The 26,441-nt window shown below is 42.8% G+C and carries 22 protein-coding genes, 1 tRNA gene and 1 pseudogene; 18 read left to right on the top strand and 6 right to left on the bottom strand.

Features of this window, described 5'->3' with window-relative positions:
* Positions 1–10: 10 nt before the first annotated feature.
* Complete coding sequence (locus tag BQ8005_RS10665; protein WP_075318023.1) at positions 11–1,000, bottom strand: glycosyltransferase family 2 protein; 990 nt, start codon at positions 998–1,000, stop codon at positions 11–13.
* Between the two features lie 81 nt (positions 1,001–1,081).
* On the opposite strand from BQ8005_RS10665, the gene BQ8005_RS10660 reads away from it, so the two are divergent.
* Together BQ8005_RS10660 and BQ8005_RS10655 are read left to right on the top strand one after the other, a co-directional pair.
* A complete protein-coding gene (locus BQ8005_RS10660) occupies positions 1,082–1,297 on the top strand; it encodes a hypothetical protein (RefSeq protein ID WP_075318022.1) in 216 nt (71 codons plus the stop codon).
* Between the two features lie 57 nt (positions 1,298–1,354).
* Positions 1,355–2,929: a beta-N-acetylhexosaminidase gene (locus BQ8005_RS10655; protein ID WP_075319138.1), complete on the top strand. Its 1,575-nt coding sequence runs from the start codon at positions 1,355–1,357 to the stop codon at positions 2,927–2,929.
* 88 nt (positions 2,930–3,017) lie between these two features.
* On the opposite strand, the gene efp is transcribed toward BQ8005_RS10655, so the two are convergent.
* The gene (gene efp / locus BQ8005_RS10650; protein WP_021846607.1) at positions 3,018–3,584 is read right to left on the bottom strand and encodes an elongation factor P; all 567 of its coding nucleotides are present in this window, start codon (positions 3,582–3,584) and stop codon (positions 3,018–3,020) included.
* 189 nt (positions 3,585–3,773) lie between these two features.
* On the opposite strand from efp, the gene rpmH reads away from it, so the two are divergent.
* The 9 genes from rpmH (at position 3,774) to BQ8005_RS10605 (ending at position 13,243) form a co-directional block, all read left to right on the top strand.
* Positions 3,774–3,935: a 50S ribosomal protein L34 gene (rpmH, locus tag BQ8005_RS10645; protein ID WP_004292199.1), complete on the top strand. Its 162-nt coding sequence runs from the start codon at positions 3,774–3,776 to the stop codon at positions 3,933–3,935.
* A 225-nt stretch (positions 3,936–4,160) separates the two neighbouring features.
* Positions 4,161–5,447, top strand: a complete 1,287-nt coding sequence (locus BQ8005_RS10640; protein ID WP_055235773.1) for an IS1380-like element IS942 family transposase — start codon at positions 4,161–4,163, stop codon at positions 5,445–5,447.
* Between the two features lie 367 nt (positions 5,448–5,814).
* Positions 5,815–6,453: a PASTA domain-containing protein gene (locus tag BQ8005_RS10635; RefSeq protein WP_021846604.1), complete on the top strand. Its 639-nt coding sequence runs from the start codon at positions 5,815–5,817 to the stop codon at positions 6,451–6,453.
* A gap of 8 nt (positions 6,454–6,461) precedes the next feature.
* Positions 6,462–7,544: an RluA family pseudouridine synthase gene (locus BQ8005_RS10630; protein WP_075318021.1), complete on the top strand. Its 1,083-nt coding sequence runs from the start codon at positions 6,462–6,464 to the stop codon at positions 7,542–7,544.
* Positions 7,541–8,515 (top strand): D-alanine--D-alanine ligase, encoded by a 975-nt coding sequence (locus BQ8005_RS10625; RefSeq protein WP_075318020.1) that lies wholly within the window; start codon positions 7,541–7,543, stop codon positions 8,513–8,515. The genes BQ8005_RS10630 and BQ8005_RS10625 overlap by 4 nt, the downstream gene beginning before the upstream one ends.
* A gap of 12 nt (positions 8,516–8,527) precedes the next feature.
* Positions 8,528–9,676 carry an acyltransferase gene (locus BQ8005_RS10620; protein WP_075318019.1) on the top strand — a complete coding sequence of 383 codons (1,149 nt, stop codon included), beginning with the start codon at positions 8,528–8,530 and terminating at the stop codon, positions 9,674–9,676.
* Entirely contained in the window at positions 9,673–10,365 is a 693-nt protein-coding gene (locus tag BQ8005_RS10615) for a NigD1/NigD2 family lipoprotein (protein WP_075318018.1), read from the top strand. The genes BQ8005_RS10620 and BQ8005_RS10615 overlap by 4 nt, the downstream gene beginning before the upstream one ends.
* Positions 10,366–10,383: 18 nt before the next feature.
* Entirely contained in the window at positions 10,384–10,770 is a 387-nt protein-coding gene (locus BQ8005_RS10610; RefSeq protein WP_021846599.1) for a rhodanese-like domain-containing protein, read from the top strand.
* A 139-nt stretch (positions 10,771–10,909) separates the two neighbouring features.
* Positions 10,910–13,243, top strand: coding sequence for a glycoside hydrolase family 20 protein (locus BQ8005_RS10605; protein ID WP_083610611.1), 2,334 nt, complete (start codon positions 10,910–10,912; stop codon positions 13,241–13,243).
* Positions 13,244–13,332: 89 nt separating this feature from the next.
* Here BQ8005_RS10605 and BQ8005_RS10600 read toward each other — a convergent pair whose 3' ends face one another.
* Positions 13,333–14,418, bottom strand: a complete 1,086-nt coding sequence (locus BQ8005_RS10600) for a mannose-1-phosphate guanylyltransferase (protein ID WP_075318017.1) — start codon at positions 14,416–14,418, stop codon at positions 13,333–13,335.
* Between the two features lie 159 nt (positions 14,419–14,577).
* Between BQ8005_RS10600 and BQ8005_RS10595 the strand changes: the two genes are divergently transcribed.
* Positions 14,578–14,661: transfer RNA gene (locus BQ8005_RS10595), tRNA-Leu, on the top strand.
* Here BQ8005_RS10595 and BQ8005_RS10590 read toward each other — a convergent pair.
* Positions 14,627–16,393, bottom strand: a complete 1,767-nt coding sequence (locus BQ8005_RS10590; protein ID WP_075318016.1) for an IS1182 family transposase — start codon at positions 16,391–16,393, stop codon at positions 14,627–14,629. The two genes, BQ8005_RS10595 and BQ8005_RS10590, sit on opposite strands and share 35 nt — an antisense overlap.
* Before the next feature lie 214 nt (positions 16,394–16,607).
* The gene (locus BQ8005_RS10585) at positions 16,608–17,897 is read right to left on the bottom strand and encodes an IS1380-like element IS612 family transposase (protein WP_005815306.1); all 1,290 of its coding nucleotides are present in this window, start codon (positions 17,895–17,897) and stop codon (positions 16,608–16,610) included.
* A 186-nt stretch (positions 17,898–18,083) separates the two neighbouring features.
* Between BQ8005_RS10585 and BQ8005_RS10580 the strand changes: the two genes are divergently transcribed.
* The 4 genes from BQ8005_RS10580 to BQ8005_RS10565 all read left to right on the top strand — a co-directional run bounded on the left by BQ8005_RS10580 (position 18,084) and on the right by BQ8005_RS10565 (position 23,568).
* Positions 18,084–19,739: an IS1182 family transposase gene (locus tag BQ8005_RS10580; protein WP_075317536.1), complete on the top strand. Its 1,656-nt coding sequence runs from the start codon at positions 18,084–18,086 to the stop codon at positions 19,737–19,739.
* Between the two features lie 291 nt (positions 19,740–20,030).
* Positions 20,031–22,187: a tetratricopeptide repeat protein gene (locus BQ8005_RS10575; protein ID WP_075318015.1), complete on the top strand. Its 2,157-nt coding sequence runs from the start codon at positions 20,031–20,033 to the stop codon at positions 22,185–22,187.
* Complete coding sequence (locus tag BQ8005_RS10570; RefSeq protein ID WP_159436241.1) at positions 22,180–23,019, top strand: hypothetical protein; 840 nt, start codon at positions 22,180–22,182, stop codon at positions 23,017–23,019. Before BQ8005_RS10575 ends, BQ8005_RS10570 begins: the two co-directional genes overlap by 8 nt.
* 75 nt (positions 23,020–23,094) lie before the next feature.
* Entirely contained in the window at positions 23,095–23,568 is a 474-nt protein-coding gene (locus BQ8005_RS10565; RefSeq protein ID WP_022150094.1) for a hypothetical protein, read from the top strand.
* 56 nt (positions 23,569–23,624) lie between these two features.
* Here BQ8005_RS10565 and BQ8005_RS17685 read toward each other — a convergent pair whose 3' ends face one another.
* Positions 23,625–23,942, bottom strand: coding sequence for a hypothetical protein (locus BQ8005_RS17685; protein ID WP_234984032.1), 318 nt, complete (start codon positions 23,940–23,942; stop codon positions 23,625–23,627).
* 4 nt (positions 23,943–23,946) lie between these two features.
* Here BQ8005_RS17685 and BQ8005_RS10555 point away from each other — a divergent pair.
* Together BQ8005_RS10555 and BQ8005_RS10550 are read left to right on the top strand one after the other, a co-directional pair.
* A pseudogene (locus tag BQ8005_RS10555) lies at positions 23,947–24,192 on the top strand (hypothetical protein); the annotation flags it as partial.
* Positions 24,193–24,422: 230 nt separating this feature from the next.
* Entirely contained in the window at positions 24,423–26,438 is a 2,016-nt protein-coding gene (locus tag BQ8005_RS10550; RefSeq protein WP_018710110.1) for a KUP/HAK/KT family potassium transporter, read from the top strand.
* Positions 26,439–26,441 lie beyond the last annotated feature (3 nt).

Below are 26,441 nucleotides of genomic sequence, written 5' to 3'. Positions count from 1 at the left end.
GTAATCGCTTTCATTTATAAAAGTTCTTTTTGAAAGCTTCAAATTCCCCTTTCTGGCAAATACAACGGTTCCACCATGCACGCCAAAATCCTGTACCGTAGCCGATGAGCTGAATGTAGGCGGCAGCAATGGAGTATAAACCTATACGAATGTTTCCGTTTTGGATAGTGGAGTCGATGCAAACGAGGAGTGCATAGGCCAAAAGGGGCAGCAAAGCATAGGGGCAGAATATCGCACAGATGAGCAATAGAACGGTACCTAATGTAAAAAGGGCCGGAAGCAGATGTACTAGCTTCAGTGATTCAGGATATTTTTTGTAGAGATTGATGCGGGCGATACCTGAATTATGTACCTGTTTGAAGAACTTTTTCAAGTCGGTACGGCGTTTGTGGTATACCCATGCTTCTGGAAAGAGACAGCAGCGATAGCCTGCTTTGAAGATACGGATACTGAAATCAATATCTTCGCCAAAACGCATCTTTGAGAAACCTCCCAAAGTCTGATAGACACTGCGTCGCACACCCATGTTGAAACTGCGGGGATAGAACTTGTCCATTTTCTTCTTGCCTCCTCGGATGCCGCCAGTGGTGAAGAATGAAGTCATCGAATAATTGATGGCTTTTTGAATGTCTGTAAAAGAGGCGTGGGCACGATCGGGGCCTCCAAAAGCATCGACGGGAGAAGATTGCAATTCTTTTTCAACAGCTTCGAAGTAACCAGGTGGCAGGATACAGTCAGAATCCAATATGATGAGATATTCGCCATGGCTTCGTTCAGCGCCGTAATTACGGGTTTGTCCAGGACCGGAGTTCGGTTTGTTGTAGTAGTGGATGTCCAATCGGTCACTATATTTCTCCACGACTTCTTGGCAGGGAATGGACGATCCGTCTTCTACCACTACCACTTCAAAGTCTTTACAAGTTTGTAGGGTGAGGCTTTCTAGCAGTTCGTTCACTTCGTCAGGACGATTATAAACGGGGATGATAACCGAATATTTCATATTGAATAATGATGTTTCTTTGGCAAAGATAACTTTTTCCTTTGGATAAGTATGGGCGCTTGCAAATAAATCTTTATTTTTGTGTGTTTCGTTTTAGACACACTGATTAAATGGCTGAATTATCACATGGAAAACTGGAAAGCGATGGCAGAACGTCCTTTTGTTTGGGGATCATTTGTGTGGAATATGTTTGATTTCGGAGCTGCTCATCGTACGGAAGGTGATCGTCCGGGTGTAAACGATAAGGGATTGGTTACTCGCGATCGTAAAATTCGTAAGGATGCCTTCTATTTATAGAAAGCTAATATAGGGTGACTTGGAATGTACGTTGAATACATTGATATATTTGTAGATATGAAAAAGAAACTTTCTGTTATCGTTTGTTTGTGTGGATTTGTCTTGCCTTTGCTGGCGCAGTTTTCATTGCTTCCGACGCCGGCTCACATGCAGGGAGGGAAAGGCGTTTTTATTGTTGGGCAGAATGTCAGAGTTTGTGGTAATGGAGGCTATGCAGACAATTTGTCACAGGCTTTGGCAGATACGTTGAATCGTCTTTTGGATGTTTCTGCACCCTCTTCTGGTATGATTGTGTTGGAGCAGGATGAGAAGGCGGGGATGCCAGATGAGGCTTATACATTGGTTGTCACTCCTGAGCAAGTGACGCTCCGTTCGTCTTCTGAGTCTGGGCTATATTATGCTAAAGAGGCTTTTGTTCAGCTGGTACGTATGGGAAAGGGACGTGTTCATACTTGTCGGATCGAAGATGCTCCCCGTTATGGATGGCGTGGGTTCATGTTGGATGAAAGTCGTCACTTTTTTGGCAAGGAGAAGGTCAAGCAGTATTTGGACATCATGGCGTCGCTTCGTATGAACGTATTCCATTGGCATCTGACTGATGAACCTGGATGGCGCATCGAAATCAAACGTTATCCTAAACTAACTACTGAAGGAGCTGTTGGCAACTGGCATGATCCCAAAGCTCCTGCTGCTTATTATAGGCAGGAGGATATTCGAGAAATTGTAGCCTATGCGGCCGAACGTCACATTATGATTATTCCTGAATTTGATATGCCAGGGCATGCAACGGCGGTATGTCGTTCTTATCCAGAAATATCGGGTGGTGGTGAAGGAAAGTGGAAGCATTTTACTTTCCATCCGTGTAAGGAAGAAACCTTTGAGTTTATCAATAACGTATTGGATGAGTTGATTGCTTTGTTCCCTTCACCTTATATACATATTGGAGGAGATGAAGTGCATTTCGGCAATCAAAGCTGGTATACAGATCCGGAAATTCAGCAGTTTATTAAAGATAAGGAGTTGGCTAATGAAGTGGAGCTGGAGCATTATTTCATTCGTCGAGTAGCCGATATGGTCGCTTCCAAAGGGAAAACGATGATTGGTTGGGATGAGATTGTAGATGCAGGAGTTTCGCCTGAAAAGTCGTTGGTTATGTGGTGGCGACATGACCGAAAATATCAGTTGCTCAAGGCTTTGGAGAATGGCTATCGGGTGATTTTGACTCCGCGTCGGCCATTGTATGCTGATTTTGTTCAGTATGGTACTCATAAAGTGGGGCGTATGTGGGGTGGCTATAATCCGATAGAGGATATTTGTCGCTTCCCTGAACCGCTTATGAACCTGTTTCAGGGGTATGAGGAGCAAATATTAGGCCTTCAGTTTAATCTTTGGTCGGAACGTGTCGCTGATGCCAAGAGGTTGGATTTTATGACTTTTCCTCGTCTGATAGCTGTGGCAGAGTCTGCTTGGACGCCAATTCATGCAAAAGATTGTAGCCTCTTTATGCAAAAGCTGCCATATTATCTTCAGTTGCTGGATGCAAAGGGCATTTATTATTTTAATCCTTTTAATCCGGATGCTACGCCTGAACCAGATTCGCCAGACAAGGATGATCCCTTGAAAAATGGCTAAATGGAAGCTGAATAGAATTGGGGAAATAAAAAATTCCCGCATCTTTTGTTGAAAGAATGCGGGAACAATATATAAGGTTCGTTTATCCTTATGCTTTTACACGTCCTACGTATGAACCGTCACGTGTATCGATTTCAATCATTTCGCCTTCGTTGATGAACAGAGGAACGCGGACGGTTGCACCTGATTCAACAGTAGCGGGTTTCAGTGTATTGGTAGCAGTATCGCCCTTCAGACCCGGTTCAGTGTAAGTGACTTTCATCTGAACTTTGATAGGCATGTCAGCATAAAGTACAGTTTCTGTTGAAGCGTCGGATACTACATCTACAACTTGGCCTTCGAGCAGGAAGTCTACGCCGTTGATGAGGTCGTGGGCGATAGGAATTTGATCGAAAGTTTCCTGGTTCATGAACATGTAGTCGTCACCTTCCTGATAGAGGTATTGGTAAGGACGGCGTTCAACGCGTACGTCTTCCAGCTTTTCACCGATATTGAAGCGGCGCTCCAGTACGTAGCCGTTTACAACGTCTTTCAGTTTGGTACGCATGAAGGTGTTGCCTTTTCCGGGTTTTACATGCAGGAAGTCGATGCAGAAATACAGCTTGCCGTCCATGCGGATGCAAGTTCCGATTTTAATGTCTTGGGCATTAATCATAATTATCTTCTTGTTTTTATGTTATTAATGTATTCTTTCTCATGCGAAATGCGGTGCAAAATTAATGGAAATCGGTAAAAAACACAAAACTTTTGAGAGAAAATGAGTTATCTCTTGGTTTATTTGAAAAAACTCCCTATTTTTGCAGCCCGAATTCGTGAGAATAATAACGTAAAACAAGATACAGCAATGAAAAGAACATTCCAACCCTCTAACAGAAAGAGAAAAAACAAACATGGTTTCCGTGAGAGAATGGCTACAGCCAATGGCCGCAGAGTATTGGCAGCACGTCGCGCTAAAGGTCGCAAAAAACTGACTGTTTCCGACGAATACAACGGAGTAAAAGCCTAATCTCTTTTCTCTTGTAGAAAATAAGAGAGCCGCAAAAGACAGGAAGCCTGGTCTTTTGCGGCTTTTCTTTTGAAAAGTGTTTTTTATCCCTTAATTCCGCAACACTATAGTTTAACATTATTTATAAGTGCCTGAGCAACAAAAAGTTGCCCAGGATTTTGCCATGTCAGAATTTTCACTTACCTTAGTGTTGCGAAAAGAAGACAAGCAAAACTCTAATATGACATGGCAAAGATACAAATAAAATCTGAGAAACTCACTCCTTTTGGAGGAATTTTTTCTATTATGGAGCAATTTGATGCTCTTTTAGCTCAAACCATAGATTCCACCTTGGGATTGAGATGCACTATGTTTGGTTATCAATATAGCGAAATTCTACGCTCTCTGATGTGCGTATATCTTTGTGGCGGCTCATGTATTGAGGATGTTACAACTCACTTGATGAAACATTTGTCTCTTCATCCAACTCTTCGCACTTGCAGCGCAGACACCATATTGCGTGCTATCGAAGAACTGACTTGTAAGAACATCACCTATAAATCTGCTTCTGGCAACTCCTATGATTTCAATACTGCAGACAAGATGAACTGCTTATTGATCAAAGCCCTGCTTGCTACTGGTCAATTGAAATCCGGTCAAGAGTATGATTTTGACTTTGACCATCAGTTCATTGAAACAGAGAAGCATGATGCAAAACCAACCTACAAGAAGTTCCTGGGCTATAGTCCAGGTGTGGCAGTCATTAACGACATGATTGTCGGTATTGAAAATAGAGACGGCAACACAAACGTGCGCTTCAACCAAAGAGAGACTTTGGAAAGAATCTTCAAGCGACTGGAGGCATCAGAAGTATATATATCCCGTGCCCGCATGGATTGCGGCTCATGCTCGGAGGAAATCGTAGATATGGTAGAGGCTCATTGCAGGCATTTTTATATTCGTGCCAACAGATGCTCTTCCTTCTACGATTCCATGTTTGCCTTGACTGGATGGAAAACTGTTGAAATCAACGGTATTGAATTTGAGCTGAATTCCATCCTTGTTGAGAAATGGAAAGGAAAACCGTATCGTCTTGTCATACAGAGACAAAGGCGAATAGATGGAGACCTTGACATTTGGGAAGGCGAATATACCTACAGATGTATACTGACTAACGATTACAAGTCGAGTGCAAGAGACATCGTGGAATTCTACAATCTTCGTGGTGGCAAGGAACGCATCTTCGATGACATGAACAATGGCTTTGGCTGGAATCGATTGCCAAAATCGTTCATGGCACAGAATACTGTATTCCTGCTTATGACAGCTCTCATCAGAAACTTCTACAAAGCTATTATGCAGAGATTGAAAACCCATGAATTTGGATTGCGTGCCACCAGCAGAATCAAGACCTTTGTTTTCAAGTTCATCTCTGTTCCTGCGAAATGGATTAAGACATCACGTAGGCATGTATTGAATATTTACTCAGACAACAATGCTTATGCCAACCTGTTCAAGACAGACTTTGGTTAAAGACCATGCTTTTCTGGTTAAACCAGCGTATTACCTCAAGTCGCTTTATGGGGTAAGGGGATTTTGTGTCTGCGACATTTCTGTTGTGCAAGAAATATGTACAATAAAATGAATTTTGTCGCTTTGCAAGCAAAATCCCACTAAACCCTATAGGTTGCGGATTTGAGGTTATCTTGAAAGAGCGGGAGCGCGTTGGAAAACTTTGTTTTCATTTGTCTCTCCATTTGCCTTTCACTATCTTTCAATAAGATAGGATGCGGTTCGGCAATACAAAAATAAGTAAGCTTCTTTTTGCATTGCACTCACCTTTCATTATCTTTGCCAAAAAATAGAGGACAATACAGTCTTTCATATAAATGTATGTTTTATGACGATTAAAGAATTCTTTTCCTTTCGGAAAAACGGCCTTTTCTGGGGGAACATCATAGCAATGGTTGTGGTGCTGGCAGGAGTGATATTCGGAGTACTGGCAGCATTGGATGCATACACTCGTCACGGTGAGGCAGTAGTGGTGCCTGATGTGAAAGGACTTAGTCTGGCGGAAGCACAAACTATGTTTGCCGACAGGGGATTGAATTGCGTAGTAGCCGATTCAAGCTATGTAAAAAACTTACCAGCTGGATGTATACTCGATTATAGTCCGACTGCGGGACAACGTGTAAAGGAAGGACGCATGGTGTATTTGACTATTAACGCACTGGATATCCCGTTGCAGGAGGTGCCCGATGTGGCTGACAACAGTTCTGTGCGTCAGGCTGAAGCTCGTTTATTGGCTGCCGGTTTCCGCCTTACCAACAATGACTCTATCCCTGGTGAAAAAGATTGGGTATATGCGGTGAAGTACAGAGGAAACTCTTTAGAAATAGGCGCTAAGGTGCCGATGGGCGCTATTTTGACATTGGTTATCGGTAATGGGGAAGAAGCACCAGCCGATTCTTTGCAAGTCGATTCGTTGGACGTGCCACAAGTACAGGGAGAAGTGTTGGAAGAAGAAGACTGGTTTTGACACGGACTATGAGAGAAGAAGATATAGATATTGACATAGACGACCTGGAGAACGAATGCCCTGACGACGTGGAGCCGGTGGGCGACGAGGACCAGCTCTACGAACATTTCCGCGTGGTGGTGGACAAGGGGCAGGAGATGATGCGCGTGGACAAGTATCTCTTCGACCGCATCACCAACTCTTCACGCAACCGCATCCAGAAGGCGGCCGATGCGGGTTTCGTCATGGCCAACGGCAAGCCCGTGAAGAGCAGCTACAAGGTAAAGCCGCTGGATGTGATAACGGTGATGATGGACCGTCCCCGCTACGACAACGAAGTGGTGCCCGAAGACATCCCGCTGAACGTGGTCTATGAGGACGACTATGTGATGGTGGTCAACAAGCCTGCCGGACTGGTGGTACATCCAGGTCACGGCAACTGGCACGGCACACTAGTGAACGCCATTGCTTGGCATCTGAAGGACACCAAGGGTTACGATGCCAACGACCCGCACTTGGGCTTGGTGCACCGCATTGACAAGGATACCTCCGGCCTGCTGGTCATTGCCAAGACGGCTGACGCCAAGACCAATTTGGGCTGGCAGTTCTTCCACAAGACTACCAAACGCCGCTATCGAGCCTTGGTATGGGGCAACGTAGAGCAGGACGAGGGAACAATTGTGGGTAACATCGGCCGCAACCCCAAGGACCGCCTCCAGATGGCTGTCCTGCCCGAGGGGGAAGGCAAGCATGCCGTGACTCACTATCGCGTATTGGAGCGCTTCGGCTACGTCACACTCGTTGAGTGCATCCTCGAGACGGGGCGTACGCACCAGATACGTGTGCACATGAAGCACATCGGCCACGTGCTCTTCAACGACGAACGCTACGGTGGTCACGAAATTCTGAAAGGTACTCATTTTGCCAAATACAAACAATTTGTAAACAACTGCTTTGACATCTGCCCGCGCCAGGCGCTCCACGCCATGACGCTGGGCTTTGTCCATCCCGTCACTGGCGAGGAAATGTACTTCACTTCCGAACTGCCCGACGACATGACGAACCTCATCGGCAAATGGAGAAGCTACATCAGTAACAGAGAATTAGAATGAAACGTACGATTGCTATTGTGGCCGGAGGCGATACCTCCGAGTATGAAGTTTCCCTGCGCAGCGCACAAGGAATCTACTCCTTCATCGACAAGGAGAAGTACACATTATATATAGTGGGCATGCACGGCCTCGACTGGCACGTGCGGCTCGACGACGGACGTACGCTGCCCGTAGACCGCAACGACTTCAGCTTCCAGCTGGACGGGCAGAAGGTGAAGTTCGACTTCGCCTACATCACCATCCACGGTACGCCGGGCGAGGACGGACGCCTGCAGGGCTACTTCGACATGCTCCGCATCCCGTACTCCTGCTGTGGCGTGCTGGCGGCGGCGCTTACGTATGACAAGTTTGCCTGCAACCAGTATCTGCATGCCTATGGCGTGCGCATTGCTGAGTCGCTCCTTTTGCGTCAGGGACAGACCATTACCGATGACGAAGTGGTGGAGAAGATCGGCCTGCCTTGTTTCATCAAGCCCAGCCTGGGAGGCTCCAGCTTTGGTGTGACCAAGGTGAAGACACGTGAACAGATACAGCCCGCCATTGCCAAGGCCTTCGACGAAGCGCAAGAGGTGGTGGTGGAAGCCTTTATGGACGGCACCGAGTTGACCTGCGGTTGCTACAAGACGCGCGACAAGTCGGTGGTCTTCCCCATTACAGAGGTGGTGAGCCACAACGAATACTTCGACTACAAGGCCAAGTACAACGGCGAGTCCGACGAAATCACGCCAGCCCGTATCTCCGACGAGCTGGCCGACCGGGTGAAGAAACTCACTTCGGCCATCTACGACATCTTGGGTGCACAGGGTATTATCCGCGTGGACTACATCGTGACCGAGGGCGACAAGATCAATCTGCTCGAGGTGAACACCACGCCGGGCATGACGGCCACCAGCTTCATTCCTCAGCAGGTGCGTGCCGCCGGCTTGGACATCAAGGACGTGATGACAGACATTATAGAAAACAAGTTTTAACCTTCCATTACTATGTACGACGAATTTGACGAAATCCGCCCTTATCACGACGAGGAACTTCCCGAAGTGTACGAGGAGCTGATAGCCGATCCAGCTTTCAGGCAAGTGGCCTCCGCGGCCTTTCCCAGTGTGCCTTTTGAAATGCTTGCTGCCAAAATGCGCAGTTGCAAGACCAAGTTGGAGTTCCAAAAAACTTTTGGATATGCCATAATGAAAGACATTATGCAGAAGGCCTCAGATGGTGTGACGTTGGATAATGACTCTTTGGCTGACAAAACGAAATCGTACACTTACATTTCCAATCATCGAGATATTATTCTCGATTCGGGCTTTTTGTCTGTTATGTTGGTTGATCAGGGAGGTGACACAGTAGAAATAGCCATTGGTGATAATCTGCTCATTTATCCGTGGATAAAAAGGCTGGTACGTATCAACAAGTCGTTCATCGTACAACGTGGCTTGCCCATGCGGCAGATGCTTGAGTCATCAGCTCGCATGTCACGCTACATGCACTACACCATTTCGCAGAAGAAGCAGTCTATCTGGATAGCCCAGCGTGAGGGACGCGCCAAAGACTCAGACGACCGCACGCAGGATAGTGTACTCAAGATGCTGGCTATCGGCGGCGAGGGCGATGTGTTGGATCGCCTGATGGAGATGAATATCGCGCCTCTTTCTATTTCTTACGAGTTTGATCCTTGCGATTTTCTCAAGGCATGGGAGTTTCAGCTGAAGCGCGATCATCCTGATTACAAGAAGTCGACGGCCGATGACCTGAAGAATATGCAGACAGGCTTGTTCGGCTATAAGGGACGGGTACACTTCCACATTGCTTCTTGTATCAACGATCTCTTGGCTGGCCTGGATCGCAAGATGCCTCGTCAGGAGCTTTTCTCTACTGTATCGGCGATGATAGACAGAGAAATTCATCGCGGTTACCGTTTGTATCCGTGCAATTATGTGGCTGCTGACCTTTTGGCAGGTACCGATGTCTATGCCGGGCATTATACGACCGATGACAAGCAGAAGTTTGAATGCTATCTGGCCAGTCAATTGTTACGTATTACGTTGGAAAATAAGGATGAAGCCTTTCTGCGTACCAAGATGCTCGAGATGTATGCCAATCCGCTGAAGAATCATCTGAAAGCAATGGAGGTATGAAGAAGAGAGTAATGGTGGGTTATTGGTATGGATGTCTGTTAGGAATGTTATGTCTGTTGCTGACAGCTTGTGGGGAGGATAGCTATCATTATCCGTCCGTCAAACTAGAATTCCTTACTGCCTATTCGGGGGGCGACGGAGCGTTGGAGCGGGTGTTGACGGATGATGGTGAGGAATATGCGGTGCTGGTTGATGACTCCCATTCGCGTATCCGTCCCGACTCTTTGGTGCGTATTGTCAGCAATTATGAATGGGTGCACGAGGAAGGAGGTGAGGGAGTGCACCTGTATGCCGTGTCGGCAGCCGTCGCTCCGATACCTTTGCCTGCCGATAAATTTCCCGAAGGTGTGAAGACTGACCCAGTGGATGTGCTGAGTGTGTGGATGGGACGTAATTATCTGAACCTGATGCTTACGGTCAAGGCACAGCATGGGAAACATAAGTTTCATTATGTGGAAGATCGGGTGGATGTTGATGTCGAAGCACACCGTTCGTCAGTAGAATTGACGTTGTATCATGATGATGGAGGCGACACGCCGGCTTATAGCCAGCGTGCCTATTGTTCGATACCCTTATTGCAGTATGCCGATGAAGGAGTTGATACGGTAGAGGTGAGTTTGCATGTGCATACTTATTCGGGTGAAGTGAAGACATATACCTTTGAGTACCGGCCTTTGATAGCCGAATAACTTTAATTGAATTTGGTTATGAAAACGTTGTTTGCATCATTTTGTTTGTTATTTTCTTTTTTCTCTTCTTGTCAGCAGAAAGGTGGCAATTTTGAAACGTTGTCTGTGGAAGACTTTGTTAATGTAATCAATGATCCGGAAGTTCAACGTTTAGATGTACGTACAGTAGCGGAATATTCAGAAGGTCATATTCCTGGTAGTATGAACGTTAATGTACTCGATGAATCTTTTGCTGCTGTTGCAGATTCCGTATTGCAACTTTCGAGACCGGTTGCTCTCTATTGTCGTAGCGGAAAACGAAGTAAAAAAGCAGCTCACATATTGTCTGAAAAGGGTTTTAAGGTTTATGAACTGGGGACTGGTTTTAACGGTTGGGTGGAAGCCGGACAACAGGTAGAAAAGTAAATTTGAAAATAAAGCAGTTGAAAGTCGGCTTTTGGCAGGATTTGTGATTAGTCGCTTGTTCATTTCATCTTTTTTTTGTATCTTGACGCAGAATTTTTCTGCTATTAGGTTTATTATTAATTCTGTAAGATTATTGAACATGCGAATTTTTTCTGATTTCAGGTTAGGAAGCTTGGCTTTAGTAGGATTATTGTTAGCTTCTTGTGCAGGTAAGGCACCCGTGGTTGCCGATTATGAGGTGGTCCCCATTCCTTTGGAAATTAAAACAGTTCAAGAAGCCTCCTTTGTTATGAAGGATGGCACAACAATCTATTATACGGTTGGTAATGAGAAAATGCGCCGGAATGCCGAGTTTTTGGCATCATATGTAGAAAGTCAGACGGGGATTAGATTGAACGTAAAGGAAGGTGGTGAAGGACAGAAAGGCATCCTTTTGCAATTGGGCTTGAAAAAAGAGAATCCGGAAGCTTATTCCTTGGAAGTGAAACAGGGGCAAGTTGTGATTACAGCACCAACTGAGGCTGGTGTATTCTATGGTATTCAGACATTGCGTAAATCAATAGGTATAGCTGAGGAGGGGAGTATAGAATTACCTGCGGTAAGTATTACTGATGAACCTCGCTTTGGTTATCGGGGAATGATGTTGGATGTGAGCCGTCATTTCTTCTCTGTGGACGATGTGAAATGCTATATTGACATGCTGGCACTTCATAATATCAATCGTTTGCATTGGCATTTGTCTGATGACCAGGGTTGGCGAATAGAAATCAAGAAATATCCGAAACTGACCGAGATCGCTTCGCAACGTAAAGAAACGGTTATCGGGCGCAATAGTGGTAAGTATGACGGACAGCCTTATGGTGGATTCTATACCCAGCAGCAGGCAAAGGAAATAATCGCTTATGCTGCTGAACGTTATATTACGGTGATACCTGAAATAGATCTGCCTGGGCACATGCAGGCTGCTTTGACTGCTTATCCTGAGCTGGGATGTACGGGTGGTCCGTACGAAGTATGGACGCAGTGGGGTGTTTCAGATAATGTGCTGTGTGCGGGCAATGATAAGACAATCGAATTTGTCAAGGACGTGTTGGCTGAAATCGTGGAAATATTCCCATCAGAATATATTCATGTGGGAGGCGACGAGTGTCCCAAAACGGTGTGGGCAAAGTGCCCAAAGTGTCAGGCACGTATCAAGGCTTTGGGTTTAAAGAGCGATAGTAAACACACTAAAGAAGAACGTTTGCAGAGTTTTGTTATTCATGAAGCCGAAGCGTTCCTTGCAACGAAAGGCCGGAAGATGATTGGTTGGGATGAAACCTTGGAAGGTGGACTTGCTCCGGGAGCTACTGTTATGTCATGGCGTGGTGAAGGCGGAGGTATCGAAGCAGCCAAACAAGGGCATGATGTAGTTATGACTCCGAATACATATCTCTATTTCGATTATTATCAGTCGAAAGATACAGATACCGAACCATTGGCTATTGGAGGATATTTGCCTATGGAACGGGTGTATAGTTACGAACCTATGCCTAAGGCTTTGTCGCCCGAAGAACAGAAATATATTATTGGTGTACAGGCCAATTTGTGGACAGAGTATATCCCTGACCTGAAACAAATACAGTATATGGTTTTGCCTCGTATGGCAGCTTTGTGTGAAGTACAATGGAGTCAGCCCAATAAGAAAGATTATGAATCATTCCTGAAGCGGGTGAGCCGTCTGGTGGATATCTATCAAAAGAATGGATGGAATTATGCAACGCATATATTTGATGTACGGCTTGACTTGAGGCCAAATACAGAAACTGGTACGCTTGATGTTGTAGCTCAAACCATTGATGGTGCTCCTATTTACTATACGTTGGATGGTAGTGAACCAACTTCTTCATCACAGGAATATACAGGAGTGCTTAAAATAGATAAGCCCTGCACGCTTCGTACTGTTGCGATTCGTTCTTCTGGAAAATCGAAAGTAACAACCGATGAAATCACTTTCAGTAAGTCGTCTATGAAGCCAATAACCATGTTGCAACCCATCAACAAACAATATGAATTTACTGGAGCTACGGTATTGGTTGATGGAATGACGGGTAACATGAATTACAAAACCGGGCGTTGGATTGCTTTCTATAAGAATGACATGGAGGCTGTCATTGACTTGAAAGAACCGATGGAAATTTCGTCGATGACATTACATACTTGTGTAGAAAAGGGCGATTGGATCTTTGATACCCGCGGTATTACGGTATCTGTTTCGGATGACAACCAGACGTATAAGGAAGTGGCTTCGGAATCCTATCCTGCGATGAAGTCTGATGATCCCAATCAGATTTATACTCATAAGCTGGAATTTGCATCTGTAAAGACGCGTTATGTCAAAGTAAAAGCTCTGTCTGAACACGAAATTCCGTCATGGCATGGTGGCAAGGGTAATCCAGGTTTTTTGTTTGTAGATGAAATCGTTTTAGAGTAAGCATATATCCTCCTATATATAAAAGAAGGGGCGGCCTTGACGGGCTGTCCCTTCTTTTATATTTGTATGGTTTTGAGTTTTATCTAATATTAGATATAATCTTCGCCCATCTTGATTTGTGCATCATTCACGTATTTACGGATGGCATGCTCTTCGTCCTTTTTACAGATGAGCAGGACGTTGTCCGATTCTGCAATCAGGTAACCTTCCAATCCTTCCACTACCGCTAATTTGTTTTCGGGCAGGGCAATGATATTGTCTTGGCTGTTGTAGAGTTGGGAGTTACATTTCAGAGTTACATTCCGATGTTCGTCTTTGGGGGAGAGATCATAAAGGGATCCCCATGTTCCGAGATCCGACCAACCAAAGTCGCCTAATGATACGTAGACATTATCGGCTTTCTCCATGATGCCGAAATCAATGGATACGTTGGGGCAGGCTGGGAAATTCTCATCAATGAATTTTTTCTCCTCCGGCGTGCCGTAGACGTCTTTACCAGGTTCCAGTTTGGAAGCCAGTTCGGGCAGCAAGTCTTCCCCTGCTTTGATGATGGAATTCACGTTCCACATGAACAAGCCGGAGTTCCAATAGAATTCTCCGCTTTCCACAAATACTTTGGCCAGTTCCAGTTCGGGCTTTTCGGTGAATGTCTTCACTTTATAGAAGTTTTCCCCGGCTGCTTCGGCTATCTGGATGTATCCGTAGCCTGTTTCTGGTCGGTTGGGTTTAATTCCGAGAGTTAGGAGTTTGTTTTCTCCGGCTACGAAGTCCAGACCTTTCTCGATGGCGGTCAGGAATTCACTTTCCTTCAAGATCAGGTGGTCCGATGGTGCCACGACGATGTTGGCATTGGGATTGATGGCCCGTATGTGGTAGGAAGCCCATGCGATGCAGGGTGCTGTATTCCTGCGTGCAGGTTCCAAAAGAATTTGCTCGGCTTTCAGTTCGGGAAGTTGTTGCTGGACAAGGTCGGCATAGAGGGCGTTGGTAACAACGAAGATGTTCTCCGTCGGTATAATTTTTTTGAAGCGGTCGAAAGTTTGCTGCAGCAGCGAACGTCCGGTGCCGAAGAAATCGAGGAACTGTTTGGGCAGTGTTTTGCGGCTGAACGGCCAAAAGCGACTGCCAATTCCTCCTCCCATGATAACGCAGAAATTGTCTTTGTTTATTGCCATGATTGTTCTCATTAATTTTTTTGCTAAAGTACATTATATTTTTAAGAATAGGTAATGTTTGTCGGAGGTTTTCTGTTTTTTTCTTCTTTTTTTCGATAAAGTATTGCGAGTTCAAAAAAAAGCTGTATCTTTGCACCGCAATTGAGAAATCAATGTGATGCCCAGATGGCGGAATCGGTAGACGCGCTGGTCTCAAACACCAGTGGATTCACTTCCATCCCGGTTCGACCCCGGGTCTGGGTACAAGGTAAAAGAGGGTGTGTCGTAATACGCGATTCACCCTCTTTTCTTTATCAACGATAAGAGCGTTGTTAACTTTTTCAAGCAGCGATATTCTGAAGATAATCTCGATATTTTGTTCCCAATAGCTTAAATGAGTGGTAATAAGGCCGTAAAGGTGTTTAATTGGCCAATTTATCCCCTCTTTATTCATCTTGGTACACATCTTTTTTATATTGAAGGCGATGGCCAGGAAGGAAAAGTCCATAAGGACCTTGTCCTTTCCAAAATGACGGAAGCGCTTGTAGTTCATGTTGAATTTTATCTGTCCAAATACAGCTTCCGGTTCTATACACCTTTGCCCTCTGTGTTTCAGTCCTTCTTCGGAACAGAGAAGTTCCCGGGCTTTCTGTTTGTATATCCTGAGTCGGTGATTCAGTTCTATCGTCCTGTTTCCTTTAGCTTTAAAACACAGACATTTTAACGGACACCCTTCGCATCTGACAGCCCTATACCTGGCATATTCGACTACATATCCGGATTCGGTTTTCGTATGCCTGGTACCTGCCCTCTGCATCTTTTGTCCCATTGGACAGACGCAGTAGTCCTGTTCTTCATTGTAGAAAAAGTTTTCGGCTTTAAAAGGATTCGGTTTAAATCTTGGCCGCTGCTCCATGTGGAAACAATTGTATTTGACGTATGCTTCCATCCCGTTTTCCGACATAAAGTGGTAATTCTCTTCTGATCCGTAACCGGAATCAGCAACCACCGTATGAGCCAAACGGCCGTATCTGTCGGCAAAGGACTTCAGAAAGGGAATCATCGTCAAGGTGTCAGTCGGATTCGGAAAAAGAGAATAATCGATAATGAATTGATTTTCCGTAGCAATCTGAAGATTATATCCTGGTTTTGTCTGACCGTTGTGCATGGCATCCTCCTTCATTCTCATAAAAGTGGCCTCTTTGTCTGTCTTGGAATAAGAGTTGCGGTCCTGAAGATTGTCCAGATGGTTATTGTATTCCTGAAGCTTATCTCTATGTGCTTCCAGTTCTTTCAGCTGCTTGCGTTTCTTTCCCAGCGCAGATTTCTGCTCTTTCGTGGATGGTTCTGAAGTCTGTTCAAGAGCAGTGCGTAATTCTCCCGCCATTTCTGTCAGCATGGAAGGAGTAAACTCAATTTCCTCGTTGTTTTCCGAAGCTTTTTCCTGAGCGATGACGTCATCTATTTGGCTTAACAAAACACTGATTTTCTTCATCAGTCGTTCACGGTTTCGCTCAACGCTCTTCCGCCATACAAAAGTATATTTGTTGGCCTTGGACTCAATCTTTGTTCCGTCAATATATTCCACATTCAGACTGATGAAACCTTTGGATGAAAGCAGAAGTACGGTTTGGGTAAACACTTCGTTGATCTCCTTCTTCACCCGATTACGGAAACGGTTGATAGTAATAAAGTCCGGTTTCTCATAACCGGCTAACCAAATGTAATGGATATCACGACGAAGGAGCTTTTCTATTTTCCGACAGGAGTATATATTGTTCATATAGGCATACAAGATAACCTTTAGCATCATCTTGGGATGGTAAGGACTACGGCCGCATTCTTTGTATAACTTCCTGAAACCTTCAAGATTCAGGCTTTCAACCAAAGCGTCAACCATGCGTATAGGATCGTTTTCTGCAATATCTTCATCGATTCTTTGCGGAAATAGTACCGTTTGGTTGGGAGTGTAGGGACGAAAATGTATCTTTGCCATATGTATAAATCTTTAGGCTTAAAGATACAAAATCTTTAGGTAATCCTAAAATCCGCAACTATCATCCAATACACGATTAAGGGTAGATTTATGAGTCGTTAGTAGTAGCTTTCAGTAAAAAGCAACAGCACAACATCAATATGTAGCCAACATCCCCTTACCCCACGATGCGACTTGAGGAAATACGCAGATTCTAACCGGAAAGAAAGGATTCTTATCCGAATTCTGTTTTGAAGGGTTTTGCATAAGCGCGGTTCTCTGTGTAGATATTCAGCACGTATTGCCTTGCAGTCATGATCCACTTGGCAGGTACGGAGATGAATCTGAAGACAAAAGCCTTTATGCGACTCGTTTTCTTGAGCCCAAAAGCCTTGGTGTCAAGCCTGCTCATGATGGTCTTGTAGAAATTGTGTATCAATGCAGTAAGCAGAAGAAAGACAGTATTCTCCGCCATGAATGACTTGGGGAGCCTGCTCCAACCGAATCCGTTGTTCATGTCGTCAAAGATACGTTCCTTGCCGCCACGCAGATTGTAGAATTCAACAATGTCCCTTGTCGATGACTTGTAATCGTTGGTCAGAATACAACGGTAAGTGTATTCGCCTTCCCATAGGTCAAGGTCGCCACTGTTGCGTCTTTGTCTCTGGATGACAAGACGATAGCACTTGCCTTCCCATTTCTCAACGAGAATGGAATTGAGTTCGAACTGGATGCCGTTAATCTCCTCCGTCTTCCATCCTCTCAGAGCAAAGATGTCATTGTAGAGCGAACTGCATCGGTTGGCACGGATGTAGAAATGTTTGCAATGCTTCTCTATCTCACTGACGATTTCCTTCGAGCAGGAACCGCAGTCTGCCCTGAAGCGATTTACACGGATGTTCTGGGATTCCAGAAGAGCGAAGAATCTCTTATGGGTGTCTGCCTGATGAAAACGCACATTCGTGTTGCCATCGCTGTTCTCGATATAGACTATCTTGTCACCGATAACATATACGCCAGGCCTGTAGCCGAGGAACTTTTTGTAGGTCGGTTTTGCATCATACTTCTCCGTTTCAAGAAACTGATGGTCAAAGTCAACATCGTATTCCTCAATTTCCTTCAACTCGCCTGTAGAAACCAAAGCGTTTATAAGCAATGTGTTGAGTTTGTCTGCAGTATTGAAATCATAGGTCTTGCCTTGGTCGGAAGTATAGGAGATGTTTTCCTGTGTCAGTTCCTTGATGGCTCTGAGGATGGTATCAGAGCTGCATGTACGAAGGGTAGGATGATACGAGAGATGGCGCATCAGTTGTGACGTTACGTCTTCCACGCATGAGCCGCCACAGAAATAAACGCTCATCAGCGAACGGACTATCTCGCTGAACTGATATCCGATGATACTGCGGCATCTCTGACCCAGTGTTGAGTCGATAACGGGTGAAAGCATGGAGTCAAATTTCTCCATGATTGAAAAAATTCCTCCAAAAGGTGTGAGTTTCTCAGATTTTATTTGTACCTTTGCCATGCCTTGTTACGATTTTCGCTTGTTTTCTAATTGCAACACTAAGATAAGTGAAAAATCTGACACGGCAAAATGAAGGTGTGTCAAAAAGCACACCTTCTTTGTTTAGCACAAAGCCCCGACTTTCACAAGCTGGGGCTTTGTTATTACCTAAAGATTTTGTATCTTTAAGCCTAAAGATTTATACATATGGCAAAGATACATTTTCGTCCCTACACTCCCAACCAAACGGTACTATTTCCGCAAAGAATCGATGAAGATATTGCAGAAAACGATCCTATACGCATGGTTGACGCTTTGGTTGAAAGCCTGAATCTTGAAGGTTTCAGGAAGTTATACAAAGAATGCGGCCGTAGTCCTTACCATCCCAAGATGATGCTAAAGGTTATCTTGTATGCCTATATGAACAATATATACTCCTGCCGGAAAATAGAAAAGCTCCTTCGTCGTGATATCCATTACATTTGGTTAGCCGGTTATGAGAAACCGGACTTTATTACTATCAACCGTTTCCGTAATCGGGTGAAGAAGGAGATCAACGAAGTGTTTACCCAAACCGTACTTCTGCTTTCATCCAAAGGTTTCATCAGTCTGAATGTGGAATATATTGACGGAACAAAGATTGAGTCCAAGGCCAACAAATATACTTTTGTATGGCGGAAGAGCGTTGAGCGAAACCGTGAACGACTGATGAAGAAAATCAGTGTTTTGTTAAGCCAAATAGATGACGTCATCGCTCAGGAAAAAGCTTCGGAAAACAACGAGGAAATTGAGTTTACTCCTTCCATGCTGACAGAAATGGCGGGAGAATTACGCACTGCTCTTGAACAGACTTCAGAACCATCCACGAAAGAGCAGAAATCTGCGCTGGGAAAGAAACGCAAGCAGCTGAAAGAACTGGAAGCACATAGAGATAAGCTTCAGGAATACAATAACCATCTGGACAATCTTCAGGACCGCAACTCTTATTCCAAGACAGACAAAGAGGCCACTTTTATGAGAATGAAGGAGGATGCCATGCACAACGGTCAGACAAAACCAGGATATAATCTTCAGATTGCTACGGAAAATCAATTCATTATCGATTATTCTCTTTTTCCGAATCCGACTGACACCTTGACGATGATTCCCTTTCTGAAGTCCTTTGCCGACAGATACGGCCGTTTGGCTCATACGGTGGTTGCTGATTCCGGTTACGGATCAGAAGAGAATTACCACTTTATGTCGGAAAACGGGATGGAAGCATACGTCAAATACAATTGTTTCCACATGGAGCAGCGGCCAAGATTTAAACCGAATCCTTTTAAAGCCGAAAACTTTTTCTACAATGAAGAACAGGACTACTGCGTCTGTCCAATGGGACAAAAGATGCAGAGGGCAGGTACCAGGCATACGAAAACCGAATCCGGATATGTAGTCGAATATGCCAGGTATAGGGCTGTCAGATGCGAAGGGTGTCCGTTAAGATGTCTGTGTTTTAAAGCTAAAGGAAACAGGACGATAGAACTGAATCACCGACTCAGGATATACAAACAGAAAGCCCGGGAACTTCTCTGTTCCGAAGAAGGACTGAAACACAGAGGGCAAAGGTGTATAGAACCGGAAGCTGTATTTGGACAGATAAAATTCAACATGAACTACAAGCGCTTCCGTCATTTTGGAAAGGACAAGGTCCTTATGGACTTTTCCTTCCTGGCCATCGCCTTCAATATAAAAAAGATGTGTACCAAGATGAATAAAGAGGGGATAAATTGGCCAATTAAACACCTTTACGGCCTTATTACCCACTCATTTAAGCTATTGGGAACAAAATATCGAGATTATCTTCAGAATATCGCTGCTTGAAAAAGTTAACAACGCTCTTATCGTTGATAAAGAAAAGAGGGTGAATCGCGTATTACGACACACCCTCTACTTAAAAAGTTATATTTATAATAGTGTTGCGGAATTAAGGGTAATAACAAAGCCCCAGCTTGTGAAAGTCGGGGCTTTGTGCTAAACAAAGAAGGTGTGCTTTTTGACACACCTTCTTTTTCTCTTTTAAGAATGTTCCCGTTTTGTTCCCACAGGGCAAGTCTGTGGAGCGGAATTAAAAAGAATAACATTTGATTAAACGATAATAAAAGGCGCAATAATATGAAAATCCCATCCAACATAAAAGCAGTTGCCCTAACATTGGCCATAATCTTTTCCAATGTTTCCTATACATTTGCTCAATCCGATAAGGACATGGTCATTGCCCAGATGAATTATTGCATCACGACATTGACAAATATTGTCCATAACAAATCCATGACTGTTCTTGAGCATGAATCTGATCAACTGCTGAATAACCTGACAATGGAGCAAATGATAGGACTATATGAAATCAATGATTTTAGGATAGAGTTGTTAGACGCAGTTAGTAGATTTGAGATAACGGAAGAGGAGCGTGCTTTACTCAGACGAATACAATCTATTAAAAGAGATAATATGAAGTGGGCAGCACTATCCAATGCCTTAGATCCAACAATGTTATTAACAGGAAACGCTGGACCGGGAATGGGTTATCAGTTTGCTTTTCAAACTTTGCTTACAGCTGCTCGCTCTGCTGTAGAATACAAGACCATGCAAGGTGAACAGAACATTGAGGAACTGCGTGCTATGTGGGATTTACGTAAAGAAGATTTGAATACGATAAATGATGTGCGGAAAACAGCTTTGAACATAGTCTTCAGTCTTTACAATAAATATCATCTCAGCGAAAATGACAGGTTAACGGAAGCTACAGCAAATTTGTTCAGCGACTATATTTCTGAGCCTGATGCAGCAAAACTTGTTCGATTACTTGAAGACCACCGCAAAACTTATGAACAGATCGCTGAATACTATTACCATTTAGGGATGGGATATGTGGATTTAGAACAATATGATAAGGCAAAGCCCAATTTTGTCACTTATCTTAATATGTATAAGAAAGCTCCAATCTTAAGATATGATGAGAAAAGTGGTTGTATTGCTTTGACAAGACTATCTTATGAGAAAAACTTATCAAATATCGAAAAGGAGCAATTAATAAACATAGCACTGCAAAACCTTCCCAGTAATAGTGCTGCTATTTTGCAATGTGCAATGGTGTATTTGTATGAATTGGGAAACAAGGAAAAGGGTTTAGACTTGATACGAGCTGGTATAGATGACCCAAACGCATCAGACAGAAGTATCTTGTATATGGCTGCTTCAAAGTTATTACCTCTTATGGTTGAATATCCAAATATAAAGTCAAGTATTCAAGCTTCATTTGAAAACGGTTCAAATATTAATGTTGATCCGTATTTGGTATTTTTAACCAATGTAAAGGAAAATGCGTGGGAAAATATATTAAACGTTATCATATTTGAAAATATAAGCTATCGAAAATGGTATCATTTGTGGATTGGTACTCACTTGAATGATGAATTGCAAATTATCTTTCCCGAACGCCTGTCGTATAATGTGGGAGATGTATCCATTTATATAGAAAAGCACGAAGTAGACAAGCTTTCTGTACGCCAATTAAAAACGACATTTACTAATGGGGTATCTCTGGACGAAATAGAAAGTGTTGAATGCTTTAAAGGTCTTAAGGATCTTAAGTACTTATTCTTTGAAGCAATCATTCCTAATGAGGTTTTCGTATTGAAACGCAACATAGATTATGAAAAGGTGCGTACTGAGGATTGGTCTCGAATGAGGGAATTTGACTTAACATATAATGCAGAAGGGCATAGTGCTGAGGAAAAGGACAAAACAGTTAAAGCAAATATAGAGGATATTATTGATTTCTGTAAAGATCATACTCCCAAAAGTTATGACACGAACTTAGAATGTGAGGAATGGGGAAATGATTATATTGATAAAGGTGAAAGTAATGGTGTTAAAATAAAATTCTCAGGTGATAGCCTTAGGTACAGACCATATCATTCAACTAAGCAAGAAGGTTATTATTTACGGATAGTCTTTGCCAATGGAATAAACCTGATGTATAAATATGATTCAGATAATAAAGATTTGAAGCCATATCTGTATTCGGTAGGTGATAGAACTGTCTTTGCGAATATTGCATGTAAAGACGAATATCAGTGTACTATTATTGAGAAAAAAGAATCATGGTGGGCGAAGATATGGAAAACTATCAAAAGTTGGTTTTCTGATGAAGATGCAAAAGATACTGCCCCCAAAACGAGCGAACCATCGTGGTGGTCAAAAACTTGGAATAGTATATGTGGCTTTTTTTCTAGTAATGATGATTCAAAAGATAAAGGAAGTGACTAAAACAAGTATAATACAGAAAGCAGGAGCATTTGCCCTTATTCTATTATCTTCAGTGTTGAATGTTTACGCTCATAACGGGTTTATTCAACATTGCGAAGATATCATGGATGTCTTTGGATTTGAATACAACCTTAAGTTATTCAGTCGTTCAAAAGACACTAAGAGTAATCAGAGCTGGACTAAATTCATAAGCTCAGATATGATTGATAATACAAAATCTGATTTTCATAATCAATTAGACAGAGATTATCCTGGTCTAAATATTTCCCACCCCCGAAATCATAGACTTTTATTTCATTGGGCTTATGAAGCAGAGCCTTGGAATACAGAATTGGAAAAATTCATCCGAAATTATTGTGAAAAGTATGATTTGAACATAGAATCCAATATAAGAGTATTTAAAGCGAAAATAAAATCTGAACAAGCAAGACGGAATAGGCTCATCATTCAGAAGACTGAACAGATTTTTAGACTTGCTCAGGATGATGACAAAGGAGGCACTAAAAGTGTTTATTCTCATTTCCTTGCATCAATGGCTTATAATGTTCACATATTAGGGGACTACACAAGCGATAATAAAGTCTTAACTGGTTTATATCCATTTGATAAATTGGTCGGGCAATTTGTTGATGAATTGAGAAGATTGGATTATTCTAAGAGTAAAGATGTTGTTCGAGGTATTACCCAAATCAATCATAAGAATATAGATGATCGATATAAGGCCGACGAACTTATGCTATATTTGAAGTTGCATATTCCAGCTTTTATTAAGAAAGCACGAAATGGCAGCTTTAAAAGATTGTTGGAAAACAGAGGTTTTAGCTTTAGATAAATGTTTCGGGCGTTGTAGTACGGTTCTAAACCTTTAATTTGAAAAATATATATTCATCTCTAAATGTTTATGTTTATGAACGATGCATCGCAACAATGGCAAGAAAAATGGAAAGATTTGTGTTCACTTCTCCCGCAAAAAAAGGAGATAGATGTCAAAAACGAAGTCTATTATCATTGGGAATTATCAAAGGAAAGTATAAAAATTGAAGTAGTTATTGAGTTTGACAAGAAAAATTACTGTGGTATTTACTATGGTTGCAGAACTGAGAAAACAAACGAACGAAATCTTATTTTATCAAAAATTGATATTCCCAAGATTAAAGATGACTACTTTGCAAAGTACTGGTCAAAAAGGAATTCATCGAGCACGCGCAATGATGTTGAAAGTGTTTTTTTATTAGACGATGGGCATACAAGTAGGGATAAATATTGGCCATTTTGGATAAGATTAGAAGAAAAGTATCCTATCAAAGAAGCTGTTGATGCTTCTATAATTATAATGGAATCATTAAAGGCTCAAGGGTGGACTTTAATCAGTATTCAATAGTTTATGTGTAATAAGATGTTGGATTTTCTGATTCCAACATCCTATTTACACGAGTTCTATTTATGACTGTTCTTCCGCCAATGCACATACACATCCCGTATCGAAATCTCATGGTTAAGATACACCCGACTAATTTCAGTCGGAAGTGTATAAGCTGGATAGTCGGCAACTTTGAAATGCCAAAAGATGCCTCGGTTGTCTGGATAAATCCGGCAGTTGTGCCGTTCGCAGAAAAGGCGTTCACCTTCGGCGGTATAAAGGTAATAGTTGGTCGCCGCTTTCTGTAATTCCGTGTTCTTCTTTTGAAGTTCACGTACTTTTGCGGCAAGTTGTTCCTGCTGTTTTTGCTCGGATTCATAGGCAGATAAATCCATTTCACAGGACAACGACATGAAATACCGTTATCTGCTGATGCAGGGACAAGCGGACGGCAATACCCTTGAAAGACTGGAGAATAAGTTCAAGTGGCAGCGGGACGAGCGTTTTATCCGCAACCTGACGGATTCGGTACTAGATTTTGAGGAACGTTGCCGCAGGCAGGCGGAAGCCTTGGAACGGGCAAAGCTGCTTAATGAGCAGGCTGAGCAGTTGAAAAAGGAAGCTGATAGGTTAGGAAATCAGTAAATAGCAAAAAGCCGAGGTGAAGGATAAGTCCCATAACTTCGGCTTTTGAGTTTAATAGTTATACGTAATTCAAACAGACTATTTTTTTTAGACAAGCCTTGACCATCGTCAAGGTTTATATGATATTTTTCACGAAAAAAGAAAAGTGAAATCTTATTGTTAAGATTTTATTTTATATTTGCGCCGCTTAAAAGGAAAACAAATATATGTAGAACAAAAAACTACTTTTTATGGCAAACCTATCAAAAGAAGGCAATATTCAACATAAACTTGGATTTGCCGGGTTACTCATCACATTGGGTATTGTTTTTGGTGACATTGGAACATCGCCACTCTATGTTATGAAAGCCATCATTCATACTGGAGAAGCTCTTGATGAAAATTATGTTTTAGGCGCATTGTCTTGTATCATATGGACGCTTACTCTTCAGACTACGGTGAAATATGTGCTGGTGGCTCTCCGTGCCGACAATAACGGGGAGGGTGGCATACTTGCGCTTTATGCCCTTTTACGCCGCCACAGAAGAAGGTGGATTTACATCATTGCCATTATCGGTGCGAGCACTTTGCTTGCTGATGGTATTATCACTCCAGCCATTACGGTCACAACTGCCATAGAAGGACTTGAAAGTATCAGTCCGCATCTGCCTGTGATTCCTATTACACTGACCATTATTACCATTATATTTTTCGTTCAGCGTTTTGGTACAGAAAATATAGGACGGTCATTTGGCATATTTATGCTACTTTGGTTCCTGCTTCTTGGAATCGCCGGAGCTATCAGTCTGACTTCCTATCCTCAAGTATTCAAGGCATTCAATCCTTACTATGCCATACGGTTATTAGTGGAATCCCCCCACTGGTTTCTGATATTGGGTGCCGTTTTCTTGTGTACCACTGGTGCAGAAGCCTTATACTCTGATTTAGGGCACTGTGGCAGACGAAATATTACGGTCAGTTGGATATTTGTAAAGGTGATGCTTATTCTAAATTATTTGGGGCAAGGAGCGTGGGTATTGCATCATCCGGAAAGTGCAGAAGGTACAGTGAACCCATTTTATTCAATCATGCCACAAGAAATACTGTTGTTTTCCATAGCAATGGCTACCGGGGCAGCTATTGTTGCGAGCCAAGCTCTAATAAGCGGTTCATTTTCCATATTGAGTGAAGCTATGAACTTGAATTTCTGGCCTCGTATGCGTATTAAGCACCCTACCAACGTAAAAGGTCAGTCATTTATTCCAATGGTAAACCTTGTAATGTATATTGGAGTAATATTTACTATATTGTTGTTTCGAGATTCCACCCACATGGAAGCCGCTTATGGACTTGCCATAACTATTACAATGTTGATGACAACATTGTTGTTGGGATTCTATTTGCATATGCATAACATTCCACGCATTCTATCAATACTGTTTGTCGGCGGATATTGTGTTATTGAAGGTATTTTCCTTGCTGCAAACCTGTCCAAATTTATGGTCGGAGGTTGGTTTACGCTGTTAATAGGTGGATTATTATGTTTTATCATGTTTGTATGGGTAAGTGCCAACAAAATTCGTCGAAAACATATGTCTTCCAAACGGTTAAGTGAATACTACAACATTATTTCTGATATTAAGGCGGACGAAAGCATATCCAAATATGCTTCTAATCTTGTCTATGTGAATCATGCAGACAAAGAAGGTTGTGTGGACGATAAATTGTTGTATTCCATAATTAATAAGCAGCCTAAACGGGCAGATCATTATTGGCTTATTAACCTTGAATTTGTGGATACACCAGACACACTTGAATATAATTGTTCCACATTAATAAAAGGGACATTGTTTAGTATAACCATGCGTATAGGTTTTCGTATAGAACCGCGCGTGAGCCTTTATTTACGACAAGTAGTTGATGACCTTGTTGCGGATGGTGAAGTAGAACTAACAAGCTCTTATCCTTCATTGCATAAGAATGGCATACCGGGTGATTTTCGCTTTATTATTATCCACCGGATATATTATCCTGAAGATTCCCGTAACCGCCGACAAAATTTGCTGATGAGCCTTTATGCCTTAATTAGAAAGATAGGCATTGGAGAACCGAGTGCGTTGGGGCTTGACACATCGGTTGTTGTTGTCGAGCGTGTACCGTTAATTATAGCTAATAGGGCAAAACATATTCGTCGTATAGAGCGGATTAAGCCTGAAAAATGCGATAATGATGCTAATATAGTCTTGGAAGAACAGAATGTATCATAAGTG

It is taken from the genome of Bacteroides togonis (genome assembly GCF_900130135.1).
Taxonomy (GTDB): domain Bacteria; phylum Bacteroidota; class Bacteroidia; order Bacteroidales; family Bacteroidaceae; genus Bacteroides; species Bacteroides pullorum.
This window is presented reverse-complemented; position numbering and strand designations above follow the sequence as displayed.